The organism is Chitinophagales bacterium, assembly GCA_020636535.1.
Taxonomy (GTDB): domain Bacteria; phylum Bacteroidota; class Bacteroidia; order Chitinophagales; family JADIYW01; genus JADJSS01.
This window is the reverse complement of the sequence record JACJXT010000012.1, coordinates 1-20,443: the sequence shown is the minus strand read 5'-3', so window position 1 is coordinate 20,443 and position 20,443 is coordinate 1. Positions and strand designations below refer to the sequence as shown.

Here is a 20,443-nt window from a genome sequence, read left to right as displayed (position 1 = left end):
ACTTTGTCAAGCATTATTACTTGATAAATATTTTTAAATACTTACTGGTCGGTTTCTTAACCGACCAGTTTTTTTTCTTACCATCTTAAAATTGAATGCTTCTTACATTTATACACTCCAATAAAACCCAATAATTTTGTATTTTTATTTCCACTATGAGCAACTCAAAATTATGGCAACCCAATCCATTATTTATAGGAAAAACAAATTTATATAATTATATACAATATATTAATAATAAATATAAATTACAATATAATAATTATTTTGATGTTCACCAATGGTCAGTAGATAATTTAGAATTGTTTTGGAAAAGCATTGCCGATTATTTTAATATTGAGTTTCATCAAAACTATACAAGTGTACTAGAACAACAGAACAATGATGTATTTGGTGCTTCGTGGTTTAATGGTGCTACACTAAGTTATGCAGAACATATTTTTAGAAACTATACTGATGATGTTCCTGCTATAATCTATCAATGTGAAAATCAAAAAACAATAACACTTTCTTGGAGCGAATTAAAAACTCAGGTGATTAAAGTTCAAGCTTATTTGTTAGAAAATGGCATTGGTGTAGGAGATAGGGTAGTTGGTTTTCTTCCTTATAATATTGAGAGTATTGTAGCATTTTTGGCAGTTAATAGTATAGGTGCAATTTGGTCATGTTGTTCTCCAGATTTTGGAACAGAAAGCGTACTGAATAGATTTGAACAAATAGCACCTAAAATTTTTATTGCAGCACAATATTATACTTATAATGATAAAGTATATGATAAAATAGCAGAGATAGAACAAATAAAATCACAATTACCATCACTCGTCAATACTTTAATTATTGGCAATGCTATCGTACCAAACACTACAACTTGGAAAAGTGTTATAGAAAAAGATGTTGTTACAGAATTAAAATTTACAGCAGTCGATTTTAATCATCCAATATGGATTTTATACTCTTCTGGTACTACAGGAAAACCAAAAGCCATTACACATAGTACTGGTGGTAATTTATTAGAACACTACAAAGCATTGGCATTGCATCAAAATGTAAAAAAAGGCGACCGATTTTTATGGTACTCTACTACAGGTTGGATGATGTGGAATTATGCATTGTCTTCTTTATTATGTGGTGCTACACTATGTATTTATGATGGTTCGCCAGCATATCCAGATTTATATAATTTATGGAAATTCGTAGCTAACCAAAAAATAAATCATTTTGGCGTTGGTGCTGCATTTCACATCAACAGTATGAAAAACAATTTAGATTTATCTACCTATGATTTTTCTGCATTAATTACCATTGGTTCTACAGGTTCACCTTTACCAAACGAAGGTTTTCGTTGGATTTATGACGCAGTAAAAAACGATATTGTATTGGTTTCTATTAGTGGAGGAACAGATGTATGCAGTGCATTTGTTGGTGGTTGTCCGATGTTGCCAGTGTACGAAGGTGAAATTCAATGTAAAATGTTAGGTGCTGCTATCGAAGCATGGAACGAAGACGGAAAATCTGTAGTAGACGAATTAGGCGAACTAATGATTACACAACCAATGCCATCTATGCCTTTATATTTTTGGAATGATAATAATAATGAAAAATATTTGTCTTCTTACTATGAAAACGGAAAACAAGTTTGGCAACATGGCGATTGGATTAAAATTACCAAACACAATGGAATTATTATTTTCGGTAGAAGTGATGCTACACTAAACAGAGATGGTGTACGCATTGGCACAGCAGAAATTTATAGTGCTGTAGAAAGCATCGATGCAATAAAAGACTGTTTAGTTATTTGTAATGAACAAGCAGATGGAAGTTATTTTATGCCATTATTTGTAGTGATGAATAATGATGCAGCTTTGTCAGAGGAAATTAAGCTCGAAATCAAACAGACACTTAAAAACAAGTATTCACCAAGACATATTCCAGATGCAATTTTTCAAGTATCTGATGTACCTTATACCATTTCAGGAAAGAAAATGGAAATTGCCATCAAAAAAATATTTAATGGAACTGAAAAATCAAAAGCAGCTTCCTTAGATACTATGCGTAATCCATTATCACTAAATGATTTTGTAGATTGGTATAACAATCAAAACACATAATTTTTACATTTAATCCTTATTTATGGTGAGAATGTTTACTTTTACATCACTAAAAAGGATAATATGTCATTATTAGACGAAATTGCTGGTGCTGTTGGAAAACCTTTTACCAAACATATTGCAAGTAGAGCCAGATTACCAAAATTAGATGGTAACATATATATTGATAATATAGGCGAAAATATTGATATTATAAGAGATGAGTGGGGAATTCCTCATGTGTACGCCAATACCATTTCCGATGCTATTTTTGCTCAAGGTTTTGTGCATGCACAAGATAGGTTGTGGCAAATGGAACTCAACAGAAAAGCAGCTCGTGGTAAGCTAAGCGAGTTCCTTGGTAAAGATGCCTTAGATTCTGATAGAGTAGCAAGGACTTTAGGTTATGAAAGAATTGCTAAACAAGATTGGGATTTATTATCGGAAGAAGTACAAAATCTCATTAAACGATATTGTGATGGTATCAACGCATTTATTCACCATAAAGAATCTAAATTACCAGTTGAGTTTGCTATTCTAAAACATCAACCAGAAGATTGGCATCCAATAGATGTAGCTTCTTTTGGAAGAATGCTCATTTCTTTAATGACTTTTGGTTGGTATGACGAAATTATGCGTGCTAAACTTATTGCTAAGATTGGAGTAGAAGCTGCTGAAGAAATCGACAATCCATATCCAAAATACAATCCAGTTACTTTACCAAATGATATTGAAATCAATGCCTTTACTGTCGATGGAAAATTTCGTGCTTTAGATGGAGCGTTTTTTCCACGAATAAATGGCAGCAATGCATGGTCTGTTCATGGTAGTTTAACTAAAACTGGAAAACCTTTCTTGTGTAATGATCCACATCTAACATTAAAAAATCCAAATATTTGGTACCAAATGCATATTGTTTCAGAAAGTGAAGATTTTAATGTAACTGGTGTTTCTGTTCCAGCTTTACCTTCTATTCTAATTGGTCACAATCAACATATTGCTTGGGGAATTACTTTGTCATATACAGATTTAGAAGATATATATATTGAAAAATTCACTGATGATTCATTGCTACATTACGAATATGATGGAGCAATAAAAGATACTATCATATATGAAGAAAAAATACAAATAAAAGATCAGAAAATTCCACATGTAGAAAAAGTATATGCTACAGATAGAGGTGTTATTGTGTCAGATATTACCAATCACAATCATCAACAACTGAGTTTATGTTCTATGGCCTTTCGTCCAGGTTTGTCATTTCAAGGTTGGTTCGATTTAGACAGAGCTAAAAATTGGGACGACTTTAAAACTGCTGTAAAATGTATAACAGCACCAGGTTTAAATATTGTATATGCCGACAAAGAAGAAAATATTGGCTACTATAACTCTGGTAAAGTGCCCATTAGAGATAAACAATTTGCAGCTGTTCCACAAGATGGTTCGCTAAAAGAAAATCAGTGGAAAGAATTTGTACCGTTTGAAAAAATGCCACATGCTTTAAATCCATCAAAAGGATATATTATTACAGCCAATAATAAAATACAAAGCAACGAATATGAATATTTCTTAGGCGATATTTATATGAATGGTTATAGAGCCAATCGTTTAACCAAAATGATGGACAGCAAAAATAAAGTGGGTATTGCAGATTTTACAGAAATGCAAATGGACTGGTTTTGTACGCCAACAGTTCAATATAAATCGTACTTTAAAGATATTATCATGCCAAATGCAGAGTTACAGCAATTGTTAGATAAACTTTTGGCTTGGAATGGCGTTTTAGACCCAAACGAAATAGAAGGTTCTTTATACAAAGTAAGTAAACAAATGATTGTAAAACGAATGTATAGAAATATGATTCAAGATAAAGAACTCATTAGAGAATATCTAGGTCATGGTTTTCATGCAATCTATGCACCAATCAATGCATTTATTGGACATAATACCACTGCCTTATTTAGAGTGTTAGACAATCCAAATTCGGTGTGGTTGGCTGCAAGTGGTGGTAAAGAAAAATTACTAATCGATGGTTTTAAAGATGCTGTTGATTGGTTGAAAATTAATTATGGAACAGATTTGAAAAAATGGAATTGGGGAAGATTACACGCTATCGTTTTTCCTCATGCATTTACTGTAGTGCCAGCACTCAAAAAAATATTCGATGTTGGTCCTTACGAAATTGGTGGCGACACCGACACCCCTTTTCAAACTTTTACTATAAATGATGAAGGATTTGGTGGTGAATTAGGTTCTGCTTCTTATCGTCAAATTATAGATTTCAGCGATTTTGATAATTCTAAAATTATTATGCCATTAGGAAACAGTGGCAATATGGCTAGTCCGTACTACAAAAACCAATTGAGGAAATGGTTTAAAGGCGAGTTTATACCAATGTGTTTTACTAGAAATAAAGTAGAGCAACACAAACAACACGAATTGATTTTGAAGAAAGCATAACTAGTCATTTGTAATTAGACATTATGTATTGGTGTCATACTACTTCCTCTCAGAGTCATTCAAAGAAGACTCTGCGTAATGAAATACTAAACCAAAAATCTTAGCACAATTTTTGTATATTTAATAATAAAAAAGAATAGAATGAAACCAATAAAAGTTATTGTACTAGCACTTGTTGTATTCGTAGGAATAAAGCTATACGCAGATGAACCAACAATACAAGATTTAAAAATGTTGTTTTATGATGGACAAGAAGACACTATTCAAGTCGATAATCAAGATATTGTATTGACCAGTAAAAATAGCACACTTTACTTTGTTGGACATATGAATAAAATTACTATAAAAGGCAATATGAATGATATTTATATTGATGGTGCGAATGAAATTGAAATTGTAGGCAATAATAATTTTATAGAATGGAAATCATCTACAAATGCTAATGGAAAACCTATTGTAAAAGACAAAGGTGGTTATAACAATGTAGGCAGATTTTCTACTGATGCCATGAACAAATCAGATAATGAATAAAAGATAACGACCTTCAATAAACCTGCCAACCGCAGGCTGGTTTAGCAAGAACAAATAAAAAGGCGTTAGCAAATATTGTTGTTTGAGTTCCGAATATTTTTTCGGAACGAGTTTCAAGATTTGTAGCTTTTTTATGAAGTTCGAGCGTTAAGAATTCCTGTCTGCCGACAGGTAGATATTGCAGTCTTGTCCCGAATTTATTTCGGGATTTTGTAACTTTTGCCTGTCTAGCGATAGGTAGATATCAAGAAAAAAGTTATTATAATATTCTTTTATCTACTACTTGGTTTTCTGTTCGACTAATCTTGCTAGCAAATCTTATTTTGTATTCTACAAAACAACACGCCAAATATTCAAGTTGTAAGAATTACTATTTTTCCGTTAATTTGTGTTTACTTATACAACACAATTAAACAATATGTTCGAGCTTTTTAATCCATTAGATTTTAATGATCCTGCACTCTACGCAATTCCAGGATTTGTTTTACTGATTCTAATTGAATTGTATTTTTACATTCTTAAAAAAGTAAAACCTAATAAAGCTTATTTTAAAGATGGTTTTGCAAGTATTGGGTTAGGACTTGGTTCTGTGTTTTTAGACATTCCAGTTAAAGCCATCAGCGTTGGTTATTTATTGTTCTTTTATAATCATTTTAGAATTTTTGATACACTTGGACCAACAAACACAGTAGATTTTATTGATTTTTATTTTCATTGGAATCAATGGTGGATTTGGGCTTTGTGTTTAATCTTACAAGACTTTGCATTTTATTGGCATCATCGATTAAGTCATGAAATTAGAATTTTGTGGGCAGCACATGTTAATCATCATTCTTCTATGAACTATAATTTAGCAACAGCACTAAGACAAAGTTGGTTAGAATTATTATATAAAGATATGTGGTATATTCCTTTAGCCATTCTTGGTTTTCATCCTTTGTTGATTTTAACACTACACCAAATCAATTTAATTTATCAATTTTGGCCACATACCGAAATGATTAAAAAACTACCTAAATGGTACGAATATATTTTTAATACACCATCACATCATAGAGTACACCATTCATCAAACATAAAATATTTAGACAAAAATTATGGTGGTATTTTAATTATTTGGGATAGACTTTTTGGTTCTTTTGAAGCAGAAGATCCAAACGAAAAATGTATTTATGGCATTACAACAAATATACATACTAATAATCTATTAAAAATTACTTTTCATGAAGTGCAAAATATTATTCATGATGTAAAAAATGCACCAACCTTAAAAGATAAAATTAATTATCTCATACAATCACCAGGTTGGTCGCACAACGGTACAGATCAAAGAGCTAAGACTTTACAAAAACAACTTCGTGATGATTTATAAAATATAATTTTAAATAAAATATATAAAAAAGTATTTAAGTATTTAAAAGTGAATTTATTGTATAATCTTTTTTTCTTATAAGATATTGTATCTTTGCTATACAACAACACAACAACACAGATGAAATCATTTATTGCATTGCTAGTGTGCTTATTAAGCATGCTTCCAATAAGTGTATTAGCACAAAAAGAAAAAGAACACCAATCGGTACTATTTTTTAGATGGACAAACAGCATATCATTGCCACAAAAATTAGAATTAAACTCAGAAATAGATACTCGTTTTTTTGTGTCGCCAATAGTGCATCATCAACAAACACAAGTACTTAGATTATTACTAAACAGAAAACTAAATAATAATTGGAAAGTCGGAATTGCATTTGCTCACTTCTTAAATAGTGCTTCAACACCAGCAGAAAGTAAAACTCAATTGGTGCCAGAGTTTCGTTGGCAGTTAGAAATCGCAAACAAACAAACAATAAAAGATTGGTTGAGTTTAGCACATAGATATAGATTTGAACATAAGTTTACACATAATGTAAATAAAACATATACAGAATTATTGGATGGATATAAGAATAATTTTAGATTTCGTTATCAATTTGGATTAGATTTTAAAGTTTGGGAAAAAGAACAACAGCATTTAAACATTACCATTGCCGATGAAGTTTTAATCAGTGCAGGAAAAGCAGTTGGTGCTAATATTTTTGACCAAAACAGATTGTCAACAGCTATGAAATATACACTCAACAAACATTTTGCAGTTGAGTTAATGCATATCTTTTGGATGCAAAATACTTCTAGTAGTTTGCTTTTAAGTAGACAAGTAATAAGAGCTAATTTTATTACTTCGTTTGATATAAAAAAGAAAGAAAAAGAATAGTTTTATTGATTAAACCCAAATTATGCATTAGATGCTTTTTATACCATGAGTTGCACACATGGTTACTCAAATTGAAGTATTTCATACTTCTAATTCTAAACAGGAAGTGCGTAGTACTTCAACTTTATTAGCACTGGCTTTTAAGTAGTAAAGCGTGGCGTAGCTACGCAACCTTTTACAAAAACAAAATGAACCTATTTTTCCTTCCGAAGGTTCGGAATGCATAATTTGGGTTAATTAAATTTCAAAAAAGTATGGTGTTATGTCTGCGAAATTCTGCATTGTCTGCAAGAAAATAAACTAAAAAAGCTGGACCAAAAAGATACAGCTTTAATAATATTTTGATTCATTTCAATGTTTCTCGCAGAGGACGCTGCGTTATAAATATAAGCGATTTAGAATTGTTCTAACTTACTAAAAAAGAAGTTGCCTTCAATTTTTGCATTTTCATTACTATCAGAACCATGAACAGCATTTTCACCAATCGATTTTGCAAATCTTTTTCTAATCGTTCCTTCTTCAGCATCAGCAGGATTGGTAGCACCAATTAATTTTCTAAAAGCTTCTACTGCATTGTCTTTTTCTAAAATAGCAGCTACAATCGGACCTCTACTCATAAATTCAACCAATTCACCATAAAAAGGTCTTTCTTTGTGTACTTCATAAAACTGTCCAGCTTGCTCAGCAGACAATTTAGTATATTTCATGGCTACAATTTTAAAACCAGCTTCTGTCATCATTGCTAAAATAGAACCAATATTGTTGGCTTCTACTGCATCTGGTTTAATCATGGTAAATGTTCTGTTACTTGACATAGTGTTTAAATTTGGTGCAAAGGTAATCAATTGTATATAAAGTTAAATTTAAACTATTGTGCTTTTAAATACTTTTCTATAAATATTTCCTCATCTTTGTACTATGATGACACTCGATGAATTGAAAGACTATTTAGCAACACCAAAAAATGTGGTCATTACTACACATCAAAAACCAGATGGAGATGCCATGGGTTCTTCGTTGGCCTTGTATAATTATTTAACAGATAAAGGACATTATTGTAGAGTCATTACACCAACAGAATACCCAGATTATTTTAAATGGATGCCAGGTGAAGAGTTTACTTATAATTACTTAGAAGAAGAAAATTTAAGTAAAATTGCTATTGCAGAAGCCAATATCATTTTCTGTTTAGATTTTAATGAACTATCTAGAATATCACCAGTAGACATTCCTGTAGTAGCTAATGAAAATGCAAAATTAGTTTTGATAGACCATCATATCAATCCAATGGAAGCTGTAGATTTTAGTTTGCATGATGTTAAAGCTAGTTCTACTTGCGAATTAATTCATCGTTTTATTACGATGATAGAACCCAACTTTCAGTTTACTAAAGCTATTGCTACTTGTATTTATACTGGAATTTTAACAGATACAGGTGGATTTTCTAATGGTGCAACCAATAAAGCAGCACTAGAAATAACAGCACAATTATTAGACTGTGGTTTAGATATGATGGCAGTCCAAAATGAGTTGAATCAAAATAGTAGAGAAGAAAGATTGCGTTTTATAGGCAATGCACTCAACAGAAAAATGTTTATTCACGAAGATTTGGCTTTGGGTTATATTCGCATCGACAGAAAAGATGTGTATAAATACAATTTAAAAACAGGAGAGACAGAAGGTTTAGTCAACTATCCATTAAGTATAAAAGCAGTAAAAGTTGCTGTGTTGTTGAAAGAAGAAAAAAACATGATTAAACTTTCTTTTAGAAGTAAAGATGATATTTCGGTACAAGAAATTTGTAGTACTTATTTTGAAGGTGGTGGACACAGAAATGCGAGTGGAGGAAAATCTTTTTTAAGTATGGAAGACACCATTCAGAAGCTATTAAAAATTTTTAAAGACTTGAAATTAAGTAGTCAATAGTGTTGTAGTTTGCTACTTATCATATTACAAACCAATTAATTTATCGTAGTAAGTGCCTTTGTATGCTTCTAGTGTATTTTGTAGTAGCGAAGCAACAGTCATTAAGCCAACGCCACCAGGAACTGGCGTTATATATGATGCTTTTTTTGATACATTTTCAAAGTCAACATCGCCAACCAAACGATAACCTCTTTTTTTAGAAGCATCTTCTAGTTTATTCATACCTACATCTATAATTACTACACCATCTTTAACCATATCGGCAGTAATTAAATTAATTTTTCCAGTAGCTGCAATAATAATATCTGCTTCTAAAGTATATGATTTTAAATTTACTGTTGCACTATGACATAAAGTAACCGTAGCATTTCCAGGATATGCTTTTTTACTCAACATAATATTTACAGGCATGCCTACAATATTACTTCGACCTACAACAACTACATTTTTTCCATCGGTTTCAATATGATATCTTTTTAGCAATTCCAAAATTCCTTTTGGTGTGGCAGGTAAAAATCCAGGCAAATCCAATACCATTTTTCCAACATTAACAGGATGAAAACCATCTACATCTTTACTAGGTAAAATATTATTAATTACATCTTTTTCGTCGATGTGTTTTGGCAATGGCAATTGTACTATAAATCCATCAATAGCATCATTATTATTTAAGAGATGAATTTCGCTAATCAATTCGTGTTCGGTAATGGTGTCTGGTAATTGTATCAATGTAGATTGGAAGCCAACTTCCTTACAAGATTTAATTTTACCATTAACATAAGTAGCACTAGCAATATTATTACCAACTAAAATAGCAGCCAAATGTGGTACTCTTTTGTTTTGAGCTTGTAATTCTTTAACTACTTCAGCAATTTCTGCTTTAATTGCTCGACTAATTTTTAAACCGTCTATGAGTTGCATCATCTGCTACAAAGATAAATCATCAATAAGATTTTTTGAAAATAGCTCGTATTATTTTCTCCACATATATATAATGCTTATCTTGTTGCTCAATTATACAAAATTCAATCTAATGCATCAATGTTTTGTAATAGGCGTTTCTGGTGGAAGTGGTAGTGGAAAAACTACTTTTGTTAATCAGTTAAAAGGTTATTTTTCTGAAGAAGAAGTCTGCTTGTTGAGTCAAGATAACTACTATAAAAAGCGAGAAGATCAAGAGTACGATGAAAATCAGATTAAAAATTTCGACTTGCCAACTTCTTTTAGAAAGCAAGATTTTATAGATGATGTAAAACGATTAATTAAAGGAGAAACAGTAGTTATACAAGAGTATACTTTTAATAATCCGCTAGCAACTGCGTCTACAATTACTTATAAACCAGCCAAGGTTTTAATTATAGAAGGTTTGTTTGTCTATCATTTTGCTGAAATTGCAGCCATGATGGATTTAAAATTGTTTGTTGATGTGTCATCTCATTTAAAACTCATTAGAAGAATTGTAAGAGATAAGCAAGAACGAAATTATCCTTTAGATGATGTTTTGTACAGATACGAAAGACATGTGTATCCATCATTTGATAAATATATTTTACCACACAAAAAAAATTGTGATATTGTTATTAACAATGATGATAGAACTGGTTTTGACAGAGGTTTAGATGTTATAAAAACTTATATTAAATCTAAAGTATAGTATGATAAATAGCATTTTGTTGTTTGTTGGTGCATTGCTAGTACTATTATTAGCTGCCAGATATTTTACAAAAGCAGCAGAAGCTATTGGTCAGTATTTTAAGCTACCTACATTTGTAATTGGTGTTTTTATTGTAGGCATTGGTACTTCATTGCCAGAATTGGTTTCGGCAGTTATGGCAGTAAAAAACAATGTGCCAGAAATAGTTGCAGGAAATATAATTGGTTCTAATATTTCTAATTTACTACTAATAACTGGAGCAGTTACTGTAATTAACAGACAATCTATTGTACTAAAGAGTAAATATATTTTTATTGATTTGCACTATTTAATAGGTGCTTTTTTAGTATTTTTTACTATTGTATTTGATAAACATATTTATTTATTTGAAGCAATTATATTACTACTCATCTTTTTTACTTATGCTTTTTATTTAGTGAAAAATGATGAAAGCGATGAAGTGGAAGTAGCAGTAGCAGCAACAACCACTTCAGAGAATAAATTTCCATTGCTACAATTATTTATTTTACTTGCAGCAAGTGTAGCCATATATTTTGGAGCAGAATATACCATAGCAGCAGTTACTGATATTGCAACAGCACTACAAATTGCTCCATCTATAATTGCACTTACGGTTTTGTCTTTAGGTACTACACTACCAGAGTTATTTGTAAATATTGCAGCAATTAGTAGTGGTAAAGCAGAAATGGCAATTGGCAATATTTTAGGTTCTTGTATTTTCAATACGCTTATTGTTCCTTCTGTTGCTTCGTTTTTTGGTAGCTTAAAAATCCCTGAAGATATTGCTCATTTTTCATTACCAATGATGATGGTGAGTGGTTTGTTTTTTTATTTATTGACACAAGACAAACGCATTTCTGTTTGGGAAGGTTTGTTATTTATTTTTATTTATATCCTATTCATCTATCAAGTAACAACGCTACATTTTTAGTTTATTAAATGATTAGCAGTATAGATTGTTGCACATAATAGAAGCAAAATAAAGTATTTTCACAACCATATTTTCCGTTATTCCTTCGAAAGCAGGAATCTAACACTTTATAGATTCCGTATGTTTCTAACCATGCAAAACCAAATGTCTGCATATAAATTTGCTTAGGTTAATAATTGTATATTAAAATTTGGTCTCGTATAGATTTACTATTTTTACAACATGAAAGAAATTGTTTTAAGTGGTGTAAGAAGTACAGGCAATTTGCATTTAGGTAATTATTTTGGTGCTGTAAGAAACTTTTTAAAGATGCAAGATGATTATCATTGCTATTTTTTTATTGCCAATTTGCACGCACTTACCACACATCCAAATCCAGATTTGCTAAAAGCATCGGTACACAATACTTTGGTAGAATATTTGGCTTGTGGCTTAGATCCTAATAAAAGTGTCATTTATATTCAAAGTGATGTTCCTGAAATAAGTGAGTTGTACACTTTAATGAATATGTTTGCTTACAAAGGCGAGTTAGAAAAATGTACTTCGTTCAAAGAGAAAATTAAAAAACACAATACCAATATCAATGCTGGATTATTGACTTATCCTGTGTTGATGGCTGCTGATATTTTAATTCATAGAGCCAATAAAGTTCCTGTAGGAAAAGACCAAGAGCAACACTTAGAAATGACTAGAAATTTTGCGGTACGATTTAATCATTTTTATGGAAAAGACTTTTTTCCTGAACCAGATGCTTTTGATTTTAGTGGCAACTTAATTAAAGTTCCTGGATTAGATGGTAGTGGAAAAATGGGAAAAAGCGAAGCAGAAGGCAATGCTATTTTTTTAAGAGAAGATGCTGATAGCATTAGAAAAAAAGTAATGCGTGCTAAAACTGATAGTGGTCCTACTGAACCCAATAGCGAAAAAAGTATTGAAATTGCAAATTTATTTCAGTTGATGCAATTAGTTTCTGATGAAAGTACACTACAACATTTTGAGACCGCATATAACAATTGCACTATTAGATATGGTGATATGAAGAAACAATTGGCAGAAGACATTGTTGCTTTCACGCAACCTATAAAAGAAAAAATAGATGCATTAGATAACGACAATGCCTATATTCAGAAAATTGCGAAAGAAGGTGCAGAAAAAGCAAGAGCTAGTGCAAAAGCAACTTTAGATGGTGTAAAAGCATTAATGGGTTTACAACAAATTTGGTAATTTTATAAAATAAACGCCAATAATTTTTTGGAGTAAACAAAAATCAGTTAAATTTGATAAGTGGCAAAACAAAAACAAAATAACAATACCATAAAACATGTAGCAATTGCTGGAAATATTGGTTCTGGCAAAACTACTTTGACTAAATTATTAGCCAAGCACTACAATTGGGACGCTAGATTTGAAGAAGACAACAATCCGTATATGGTTGACTTTTATGCTGATATGGCACGATGGTCATTTAATGTACAGATTTACTTTTTGAATAGCAGATTAAGACAATTACTAGAAATTCAGGAAGGTGATGTAACCGTAATTCAAGATAGAACCATTTATGAAGATGCACATATCTTTGCACCTAATTTGCATGAAATTGGTTGGATGTCTAAGCGAGATTTTGAAAACTATATTAGTTTATTCAGAACTGTAAGCAAACAAATTCGTCCGCCAGATTTATTGATTTATTTAAAAGCATCTTTAGGAACTTTAGTTGGACAAATAGAAAAACGAGGCAGAGCTTACGAAGACAATATTCGTTTAGATTACTTGAAACAGTTAAATAGTTACTACGAAAACTGGATAGAAAACTATAAAGAAGGTCCGCTTTTAGTTATTAATGTAGACAATTTAAATTATGCTGATAATCCAGAGCATTTAAGCCAAGTGATTGAAAAAGTAAATGCAGAACTATTTGGCTTATTTTGATTTTATTGTTTTAAGAATTAAGTCGTCATTGCGTTTTTTTTGAGGAACGAAAAAAATGTGGCAATCTTCAAACTATAAAGTAGCACTTAACTATCACTCAGAACAAAATGTAGCATCTCCTATTTATTTTGTAGATATAGCTAAATCAACATATATCATCATTCCTTCGAAAAGAAGGAATCTATAGAGATTCTTCATTATACTTCTATTACCGTTTTTTTTATTGTGATGAATTATTAAGATTTAACTATACCTTCAATGCTTTAAGGAGTTGCTCATAACTATATGTAGAGGACTACAGACTATATTTTATTGCGTATTTTAATAAAGAATACGCAAGTTATTAATTACAAGGATATTTAAAATACGCAAACCACAAACTTTCTATACCATTGAAAATAAAAACATTATGAATAAATAATATTTATAGCAGAAAAATATACGCAAGTTATTTTATTGCGTATATTTGGATGATGTGCAAAATCCCGCTGCACCGCTACAGTACCTGATTTGCAGAAGCATTCTGCATCAGGTACAGCCACGCAAGGGCTTGGATTTTGCACATCGACGGGGGCTTTGCCCATTGATATGTCTCGCCCTGCGGGACTTCGACACATCATGGCCTTGATGCAATATTTTTTATATCTTCGAGTATAAAAAATACTGCACAAAGCCCCCGCCGTTAGCCGTCAGTTTAAACGACACCACCGACAAAGACAACAGAACCGAAAATAACAGATGATAAGCAATGACAGAACAACAACAAATTTGGTTTGATAAACTTGTAAAAGACAGAGAGGACAGTGCAAAAACACTTGAAAAACCTTCAATGCGTGGGATTAAAAACAGTGTTGTAGAAAAATACAGTGACCAAGCACATTTTATTTACGAACTTCTGCAAAATGCGAATGACGCAAAAGCGACAAAATCTTCATTTCAACTAACTACTGACGGTTTATATTTCAAACACAACGGAAAAATACTTTTTAGTGTTTCCAATCCTAACACAGAAGACGAAGATAAAGAAAACAACAAACTTGGGCATATAAACTCAATTACAGCCATTGCCAACAGCAACAAAACAGAATCATCAATCGGAAAATTTGGAGTTGGTTTTAAAGCTGTTTTTCAATACACTGAAACACCATACATATACGACCCAAATTTTCAATTTAAAATAAACCAATTTATTATTCCTGTAAAATTGGAAAGCGATTTGTCTGACCGACAAAAGGACGAAACCGTTTTTTACTTTCCGTTCAACAAAGCCGAAATGTCGGCAGAAAAGGCACATTCAGACATTTTAGAGAAGTTGAAAAAATTAGTTTTTCCTACTTTGTTCTTATCCAACTTACAAGAGGTAAAATGGAATGCTGATAATGAAACAGGAGAATACACCAAAAAAGGTAACAAACAAAAACAAACTGACGACATCACTTACGAAAAAATCGAACTCTATCAGCAAATTGGATTAAACCAAACAACAGAAAAATTATATTTATTTAGTCGTTCAACAGAAGATAATCATTCCTACTCTATTGGCTTTTTTCTTGACGAAAAAAACAGTCTAATACCAAAACAATTTTCTGCGTTTTGCTTCTTTCCAACAAAAGAAACTACAAACTTAAATTTTATTCTTCACGCACCATTTTTACTAACGGACAGCCGAGAAGGAATACATCGTTCTAAAGAACACAATACAGATATGGTTGAGTTGCTTGCACAACTCGCTGCCGACAGCTTACTAATTCTAAAAGAATTAAAACTGATTGATGATGAAATTCTTGACATAATCCCATACAAGAATATAGAATATGGACACGATGATTTTTTTGATGATTTTCATCAAAAAATAAAGCAAACACTCAAAACAAAAGAAATACTACCTGCGAAAGGCAAAACATTTGCCAATAAGCAAAACGCTTATTGGGCAGATTCATCAGATTTGGCGAATTTGTTTTCTAACGAACAACTTGCAGAATTAGTGAAAAATCAAAATGCAAAGTGGGTTTTCTCAACAATCGGTAGAACAAAAGATAAGGAAATTACAGATTATATTGACGGTGGTTCTGAAAGGTCTTGGGACAGAAAAGAACCTAATTTGATAAAATCAAATATGGATTTTGAAAATAAAATTGCAGACTTAATTACAAGCAATTTTATCAAAACGCAATCAAATGAATGGCTACACAAGTTTTACGAATATTTGTCTGAAAGAAAATCGTACCAAGACAAATTTAAAACAAAACCTATTTTTAAGGATATACAAGGAAATGCAGTTGCTGCATTTGAAAGAAATAATGGAGAATTACACGGTATTTTGTTTTTGCCATTAGACGAAGCGAGTTTAACTTACAATACGATTGACTCCGAATTACTGAAGAACAAGAAAACCAAAGAATTTATTGAAAGCTTCGGTATCAAGAAGCCAAGTTTGAAAGACGAAATTTACAACAACATACTGCCTTTATATAAGAAAGACGGAGATATAGATACAGAAACCCATTTCAAAAAATTCTTCAATTATTGGAAAAAAGAAGGACGACCCGAAGAATTTATTTCTTTAATAAAAGACAAGGAATTTGTTTCATACAAAACAATAAACGATAAAACAACTTATCGTGGAATTGCCAATGAAATATATTTTCCAACCTTCGAGTTAAAAAAGTACTTCGAAACAAAACCAACCACAAAATTTGTAGATTTAGAAGATTACTACATATTTATTACAGACGAAAAGGAACAACAAATTTTGAAAGAATTTTTGTTGAAATTGGGAGTGAAAGAGTTGCCAAAACTATTTGTTAAACAAATCAAAGATACATATTACGAGAAGGAGAAAATATATTATTTTGATGGAATTGAGCAGTTTATTGAATCAATTGACGATTCAATAAAATCTATTATTTTTTGGGATATACTTAAAAAAATACAGATTGATAAACTACAATATTGCGAGAAATCAACACGTCCAGATGGTAGGCATAATTTTCGTTCAGAATATTTCATATCACCCGATTTACGAAAAATTAGAAAACTGAAATGGCTTTTATCCAATAATGGCAAATTTGTAGCACCTCACGAAATTACAATTAATGAACTTGCTGACGAGTATGAAAAAGACAGCTGTCAAGCGATTCAACTTATTGATTTATTGCAATTTAAGCCGATAGTTGAATTAACTGAAACGGAAAGAAAATTGCAAACCTTAAATGAATTTAAGAATGACGGCTATGATGAAAACAGAATTAGAAAACTAATTGAGGAAGATAAAGCCAAACAAAACGCCACGACTGCAAATAATGGAAATAATCGTAATTCAAATAATACGGGTACCGATTTAGATTATGAAAATCCCGAACAACCGAAAACATCAAAAATTGAAAAAACTATCAAAGATTTAGACGATTTACAAAACGAGTTTACACCTAAACAAAAAGACGATAAAAACGAACGTCAAGAAACTCAAAGCAAACCTGAAATAAATTTTGATGAAGATGAAGAATTTGCAAAAGGAATTGAAGATTTAAAAAAGCAGCTTGAAATCAAAAAAAGCAGAGTTGATTTAGCAGAAAACATCAACAACAGCGTAAAATATTCTTACGATTGGTTTAAAGCGTATTTGCAGTTGCTTACTACTTACGGAGAAAAGCAAGACACACAGAAACAAAAATCAATTTCGTTTCAGGAAATTAAGCCATACAAAGCCGATAATAAATACTTTCTACTTTGTGGTGCAAGTAGCTACATATCGCCTGAAATTGAAAATGCAGACGATTTTAAAGTTTCGCTTGTTTTTGGAAACGGCAATAGAGAAAATATAACTGTTGAAGGTGTTTCTAAAAAAGGGCAAGATTTGTTGATTTATTGCCGTGAACCATTATCAGGCAATACGCTTTCTCGATTTTCAAACATTTTTAAAGTTGAAATTAACTTTACACCTGTTATTGACTTACTTGACAGATTATACAAAGCGTTTACGAACGACAATTATATTGACGAGTGGGAAACCATTCAAGAAGCAATACCTTCTTTGAATTTCATTTATGGACCACCAGGAACAGGTAAAACAACAACACTTTGTAATAATATAAACGACATTTTAGCTGAAAATCCAAATACGAAATTTTTGGTGCTTACGCCAACTAACAAGGCAGCGGACGTAGTTTGTAAAAAATTACAAGACATCAATCCTAACATCTACGCTGTTCGTTTAAGTCGTCCAACAGACCCTGAATTAGAAGAAAGTGGTATTTATGTGGACACATTAGACAACAAATCACTACACAACATAAATGTTGTTACTTCAACAATTCATCGTTTGCCCTACTTTGAAATCAATGGCGAAAAAGACGGAGAGAATTTTGAATACAAACTTTTTAAACATAGAAACTTTGACTATGTAATTTTTGATGAAGCATCAATGACGGGTTTGCATTACATAACTTTTGCAATAATGGCTTTGTTCAAAACAAATCCGAACACAAATTTCATGGTTGCAGGCGACCCGAAACAAATTCCACCTGTTATTGAAATTGACGAAAAAGAATTGGAAAATTTTGATTTTCAAGACGAAAACATTTACAAAATGATGAACCTTGAAAGTTTTAATCCCGCAGAACAGACAATTAGAGAAAATGATACAATTCAAAATTTGGATACGCAATTTCGAAGTATTCCACAAATCGGACAACTTTTTAGCGAACTTTCCTATTCAAGTCTATTAAAACACGACAGAGAAACGAACAGAAAAGAAAGCAAACAATTGCCCGAAAAATTTAAAAAGTTGATTTCGTCAAACGTAACATTTGTTGATATTCCGCTAAATCAAGACAATTCTATTTATAAAGTAAACAAGCTATTTTACAGTTCATATCATACTTATTGTGCAATTTTAGTTTCTGAAATTATCAGATATTTTGACGAAATCAATGAAAACGAACAATGGACAATCGGACTAATTGCACCATACAAAGCACAAGCAATTTTGCTGAATAAATTGATAACATCTTACGGTATTTCTGAAAACGTAAAAGTGTTTTCCGACACAGTTCACGGTTTTCAAGGCGATGAATGTGATATTGTGTTTTTTGTTTGCAATCCAAACAACTATTTCTATTCAGGACACGAAAAAGCACTTTTGTCAAAAGAATACATTTACAATGTTGCAATCAGCAGAGCAAAAGATTATTTGATTGTTTTGCACCCATATACGGCTATTTCAAATCCGTTTATCAATAAAATTGGACATTCATACAAAAACAACTTTGGCAACACAAAAATCTTAAACGCCAAAGACATTGAAAAAGCATTATTCAATGATGAGAACTACATAGAAAACAACAGCTATGTTTCGGGACACGACAACGTAAACGTGTTTGGACTTTCTGAAATGAAATATTTTATCAAAGCCAACGATACAGCAATTGACATACAATTAAAAGACTTAAAAGAACATAAAACAAATGACTTGACAGTAGAACGGAATAATATAAACCAAAACGGTGGACTGAAAATAGTCGGGAAGATTGACTTGAGTAAATTTGAAAAGTTTAAAAAATGAAAACCGAACGGCTAACATCGGTGACCGTTGCACAACTAGGTAAAAAATGCTACAAACTATAAACAGATGCTTATTTTTACAATCTATATTTTTGGTTTGATATTTATTCTCCAGTCATTGCTGATTTTGTAGCAAAACTAATTATTGCAATGCCAATTAGTAGTCTATAAAAATTAGCCAATATATAGAGTTCTCTTCCTTAGTCTGTGTCCTCACGAAACAATATTAGTCAGCAAACCATCACAGAGAGTGATAATGAAGGTCTCCGACTGAGCAAATAACTTTGTCCAGTCGGCATTGTACGCAACCCAATGGGCATTGAGCTGTGCTCAATAAATTAATCATTACATTGAGTACTAGCAAAGTATTCTTAACTGGGCAATACTCTATGCCCTGCGGACATTAAGCTATGCCCAACAGATAATGACCTCTACCTTGTGGACATTGTTTCATACCCAACGGACTAACTGTCACACTGAGTCAAAACTAAAAGTTGCCAAGTAGGCAAACAACTGTACCCAGCTAACATTGTATACTGCCCAACGGGCATTAAGCTGTGCCCAATAAAATAATCATTAAATTGAACACTAGCAACTTGTTCTTAACTGGGCAATGCTCTATGCCCTGCGGACATTAAGCTATGCCCAACAGATAATGACCCCTACCTTGTGGACATTGTTTCATACCCAACGAACTAACTGTCATACCGAGTCAAAACTAAAAGTTGCCAAGTAGGCAAACAACTGTGCCCAGCTAACATTGTACGCTGCCCAACGGGCATTAAGCTGTGCCCTGTGGGCAACACATTATTCAAGAATAATCTTAGTTAGTGTCTAGAAAAACAACATCAAAAAGATAGTCTCCAACTATATAGATGCCCTCGTCTTGCTTCGTGTTTACACGAAACAACTAAGTAAATCCTCTCTAAAATGTAAAGCTAGCGTAGCTGCGCAACCTTAAAAACAAACAAAATGAAAACCTATTTTTCCTAATGCGTATTTTAATGAAAAATACGCAAACCACAAACTTTCTATACCATTGAAAATAAAAATATTATGAACAAATAATATTTATAGCAGAAAAA

At 31.7% G+C, this 20,443-nt stretch carries 13 protein-coding genes; 11 read left to right on the top strand and 2 right to left on the bottom strand.

The genetic code is table 11. From position 1 onward, the window contains the following. Positions 1 to 155: 155 nt before the first annotated feature. From H6553_09905 to H6553_09885, 5 genes are all read left to right on the top strand, one after another. Positions 156 to 2,108: an acetoacetate--CoA ligase gene (locus H6553_09905; protein MCB9034139.1), complete on the top strand. Its 1,953-nt coding sequence runs from the start codon at positions 156 to 158 to the stop codon at positions 2,106 to 2,108. A gap of 63 nt (positions 2,109 to 2,171) precedes the next feature. After that, entirely contained in the window at positions 2,172 to 4,550 is a 2,379-nt protein-coding gene (locus H6553_09900) for a penicillin acylase family protein (GenBank protein MCB9034138.1), read from the top strand. Between the two features lie 141 nt (positions 4,551 to 4,691). Beyond that, complete coding sequence (locus H6553_09895; GenBank protein MCB9034137.1) at positions 4,692 to 5,081, top strand: DUF3060 domain-containing protein; 390 nt, start codon at positions 4,692 to 4,694, stop codon at positions 5,079 to 5,081. A gap of 418 nt (positions 5,082 to 5,499) precedes the next feature. Beyond that, a complete protein-coding gene (locus H6553_09890; GenBank protein ID MCB9034136.1) occupies positions 5,500 to 6,453 on the top strand; it encodes a sterol desaturase family protein in 954 nt (317 codons plus the stop codon). Positions 6,454 to 6,612: 159 nt separating this feature from the next. Next, on the top strand, positions 6,613 to 7,335 hold the full coding sequence (locus tag H6553_09885; GenBank protein ID MCB9034135.1) for a DUF2490 domain-containing protein: 723 nt from the start codon (positions 6,613 to 6,615) through the stop codon (positions 7,333 to 7,335). Between the two features lie 395 nt (positions 7,336 to 7,730). Here the strand turns inward: H6553_09885 and H6553_09880 are convergent, their stop codons facing one another. Beyond that, positions 7,731 to 8,150: a nucleoside-diphosphate kinase gene (locus tag H6553_09880; GenBank protein MCB9034134.1), complete on the bottom strand. Its 420-nt coding sequence runs from the start codon at positions 8,148 to 8,150 to the stop codon at positions 7,731 to 7,733. Positions 8,151 to 8,253: 103 nt separating this feature from the next. Between H6553_09880 and H6553_09875 the strand changes: the two genes are divergently transcribed. Then, positions 8,254 to 9,261, top strand: a complete 1,008-nt coding sequence (locus H6553_09875; GenBank protein ID MCB9034133.1) for a DHH family phosphoesterase — start codon at positions 8,254 to 8,256, stop codon at positions 9,259 to 9,261. A 24-nt stretch (positions 9,262 to 9,285) separates the two neighbouring features. Here the strand turns inward: H6553_09875 and H6553_09870 are convergent, their stop codons facing one another. Then, a complete protein-coding gene (locus H6553_09870) occupies positions 9,286 to 10,182 on the bottom strand; it encodes a bifunctional 5,10-methylene-tetrahydrofolate dehydrogenase/5,10-methylene-tetrahydrofolate cyclohydrolase (GenBank protein ID MCB9034132.1) in 897 nt (298 codons plus the stop codon). A gap of 112 nt (positions 10,183 to 10,294) precedes the next feature. Here H6553_09870 and H6553_09865 point away from each other — a divergent pair, with 112 nt between their 5' ends. The 5 genes from H6553_09865 (at position 10,295) to H6553_09845 (ending at position 19,359) form a co-directional block, all read left to right on the top strand. Further along, entirely contained in the window at positions 10,295 to 10,915 is a 621-nt protein-coding gene (locus tag H6553_09865; GenBank protein ID MCB9034131.1) for a uridine kinase, read from the top strand. Between the two features lies 1 nt (position 10,916). Further along, complete coding sequence (locus H6553_09860; GenBank protein MCB9034130.1) at positions 10,917 to 11,867, top strand: sodium:calcium antiporter; 951 nt, start codon at positions 10,917 to 10,919, stop codon at positions 11,865 to 11,867. Between the two features lie 222 nt (positions 11,868 to 12,089). Beyond that, on the top strand, positions 12,090 to 13,091 hold the full coding sequence (gene trpS / locus H6553_09855) for a tryptophan--tRNA ligase (GenBank protein MCB9034129.1): 1,002 nt from the start codon (positions 12,090 to 12,092) through the stop codon (positions 13,089 to 13,091). A 90-nt stretch (positions 13,092 to 13,181) separates the two neighbouring features. Further along, entirely contained in the window at positions 13,182 to 13,796 is a 615-nt protein-coding gene (locus H6553_09850) for a deoxynucleoside kinase (protein ID MCB9034128.1), read from the top strand. Positions 13,797 to 14,544: 748 nt separating this feature from the next. Next, positions 14,545 to 19,359 carry an AAA family ATPase gene (locus H6553_09845; GenBank protein ID MCB9034127.1) on the top strand — a complete coding sequence of 1,605 codons (4,815 nt, stop codon included), beginning with the start codon at positions 14,545 to 14,547 and terminating at the stop codon, positions 19,357 to 19,359. Positions 19,360 to 20,443: the final 1,084 nt, after the last annotated feature.

Excerpts from the sequence above, each read along its gene's own strand:
- H6553_09905 (MCB9034139.1), top strand. The coding sequence starts at position 156 with ATGAGCAACTCAAAATTATGGCAACCCAATCCATTATTTATAGGAAAA.
- H6553_09900 (MCB9034138.1), top strand. The coding sequence starts at position 2,172 with ATGTCATTATTAGACGAAATTGCTGGTGCTGTTGGAAAACCTTTTACC.
- H6553_09895 (MCB9034137.1), top strand. The coding sequence starts at position 4,692 with ATGAAACCAATAAAAGTTATTGTACTAGCACTTGTTGTATTCGTAGGA.
- H6553_09890 (MCB9034136.1), top strand. The coding sequence starts at position 5,500 with ATGTTCGAGCTTTTTAATCCATTAGATTTTAATGATCCTGCACTCTAC.
- H6553_09885 (MCB9034135.1), top strand. The coding sequence starts at position 6,613 with ATGCTTCCAATAAGTGTATTAGCACAAAAAGAAAAAGAACACCAATCG.
- H6553_09880 (MCB9034134.1), bottom strand. The coding sequence starts at position 8,150 with ATGTCAAGTAACAGAACATTTACCATGATTAAACCAGATGCAGTAGAA.
- H6553_09875 (MCB9034133.1), top strand. The coding sequence starts at position 8,254 with ATGATGACACTCGATGAATTGAAAGACTATTTAGCAACACCAAAAAAT.
- H6553_09870 (MCB9034132.1), bottom strand. The coding sequence starts at position 10,182 with ATGCAACTCATAGACGGTTTAAAAATTAGTCGAGCAATTAAAGCAGAA.
- H6553_09865 (MCB9034131.1), top strand. The coding sequence starts at position 10,295 with ATGCATCAATGTTTTGTAATAGGCGTTTCTGGTGGAAGTGGTAGTGGA.
- H6553_09860 (MCB9034130.1), top strand. The coding sequence starts at position 10,917 with ATGATAAATAGCATTTTGTTGTTTGTTGGTGCATTGCTAGTACTATTA.
- trpS (MCB9034129.1), top strand. The coding sequence starts at position 12,090 with ATGAAAGAAATTGTTTTAAGTGGTGTAAGAAGTACAGGCAATTTGCAT.
- H6553_09845 (MCB9034127.1), top strand. The coding sequence starts at position 14,545 with ATGACAGAACAACAACAAATTTGGTTTGATAAACTTGTAAAAGACAGA.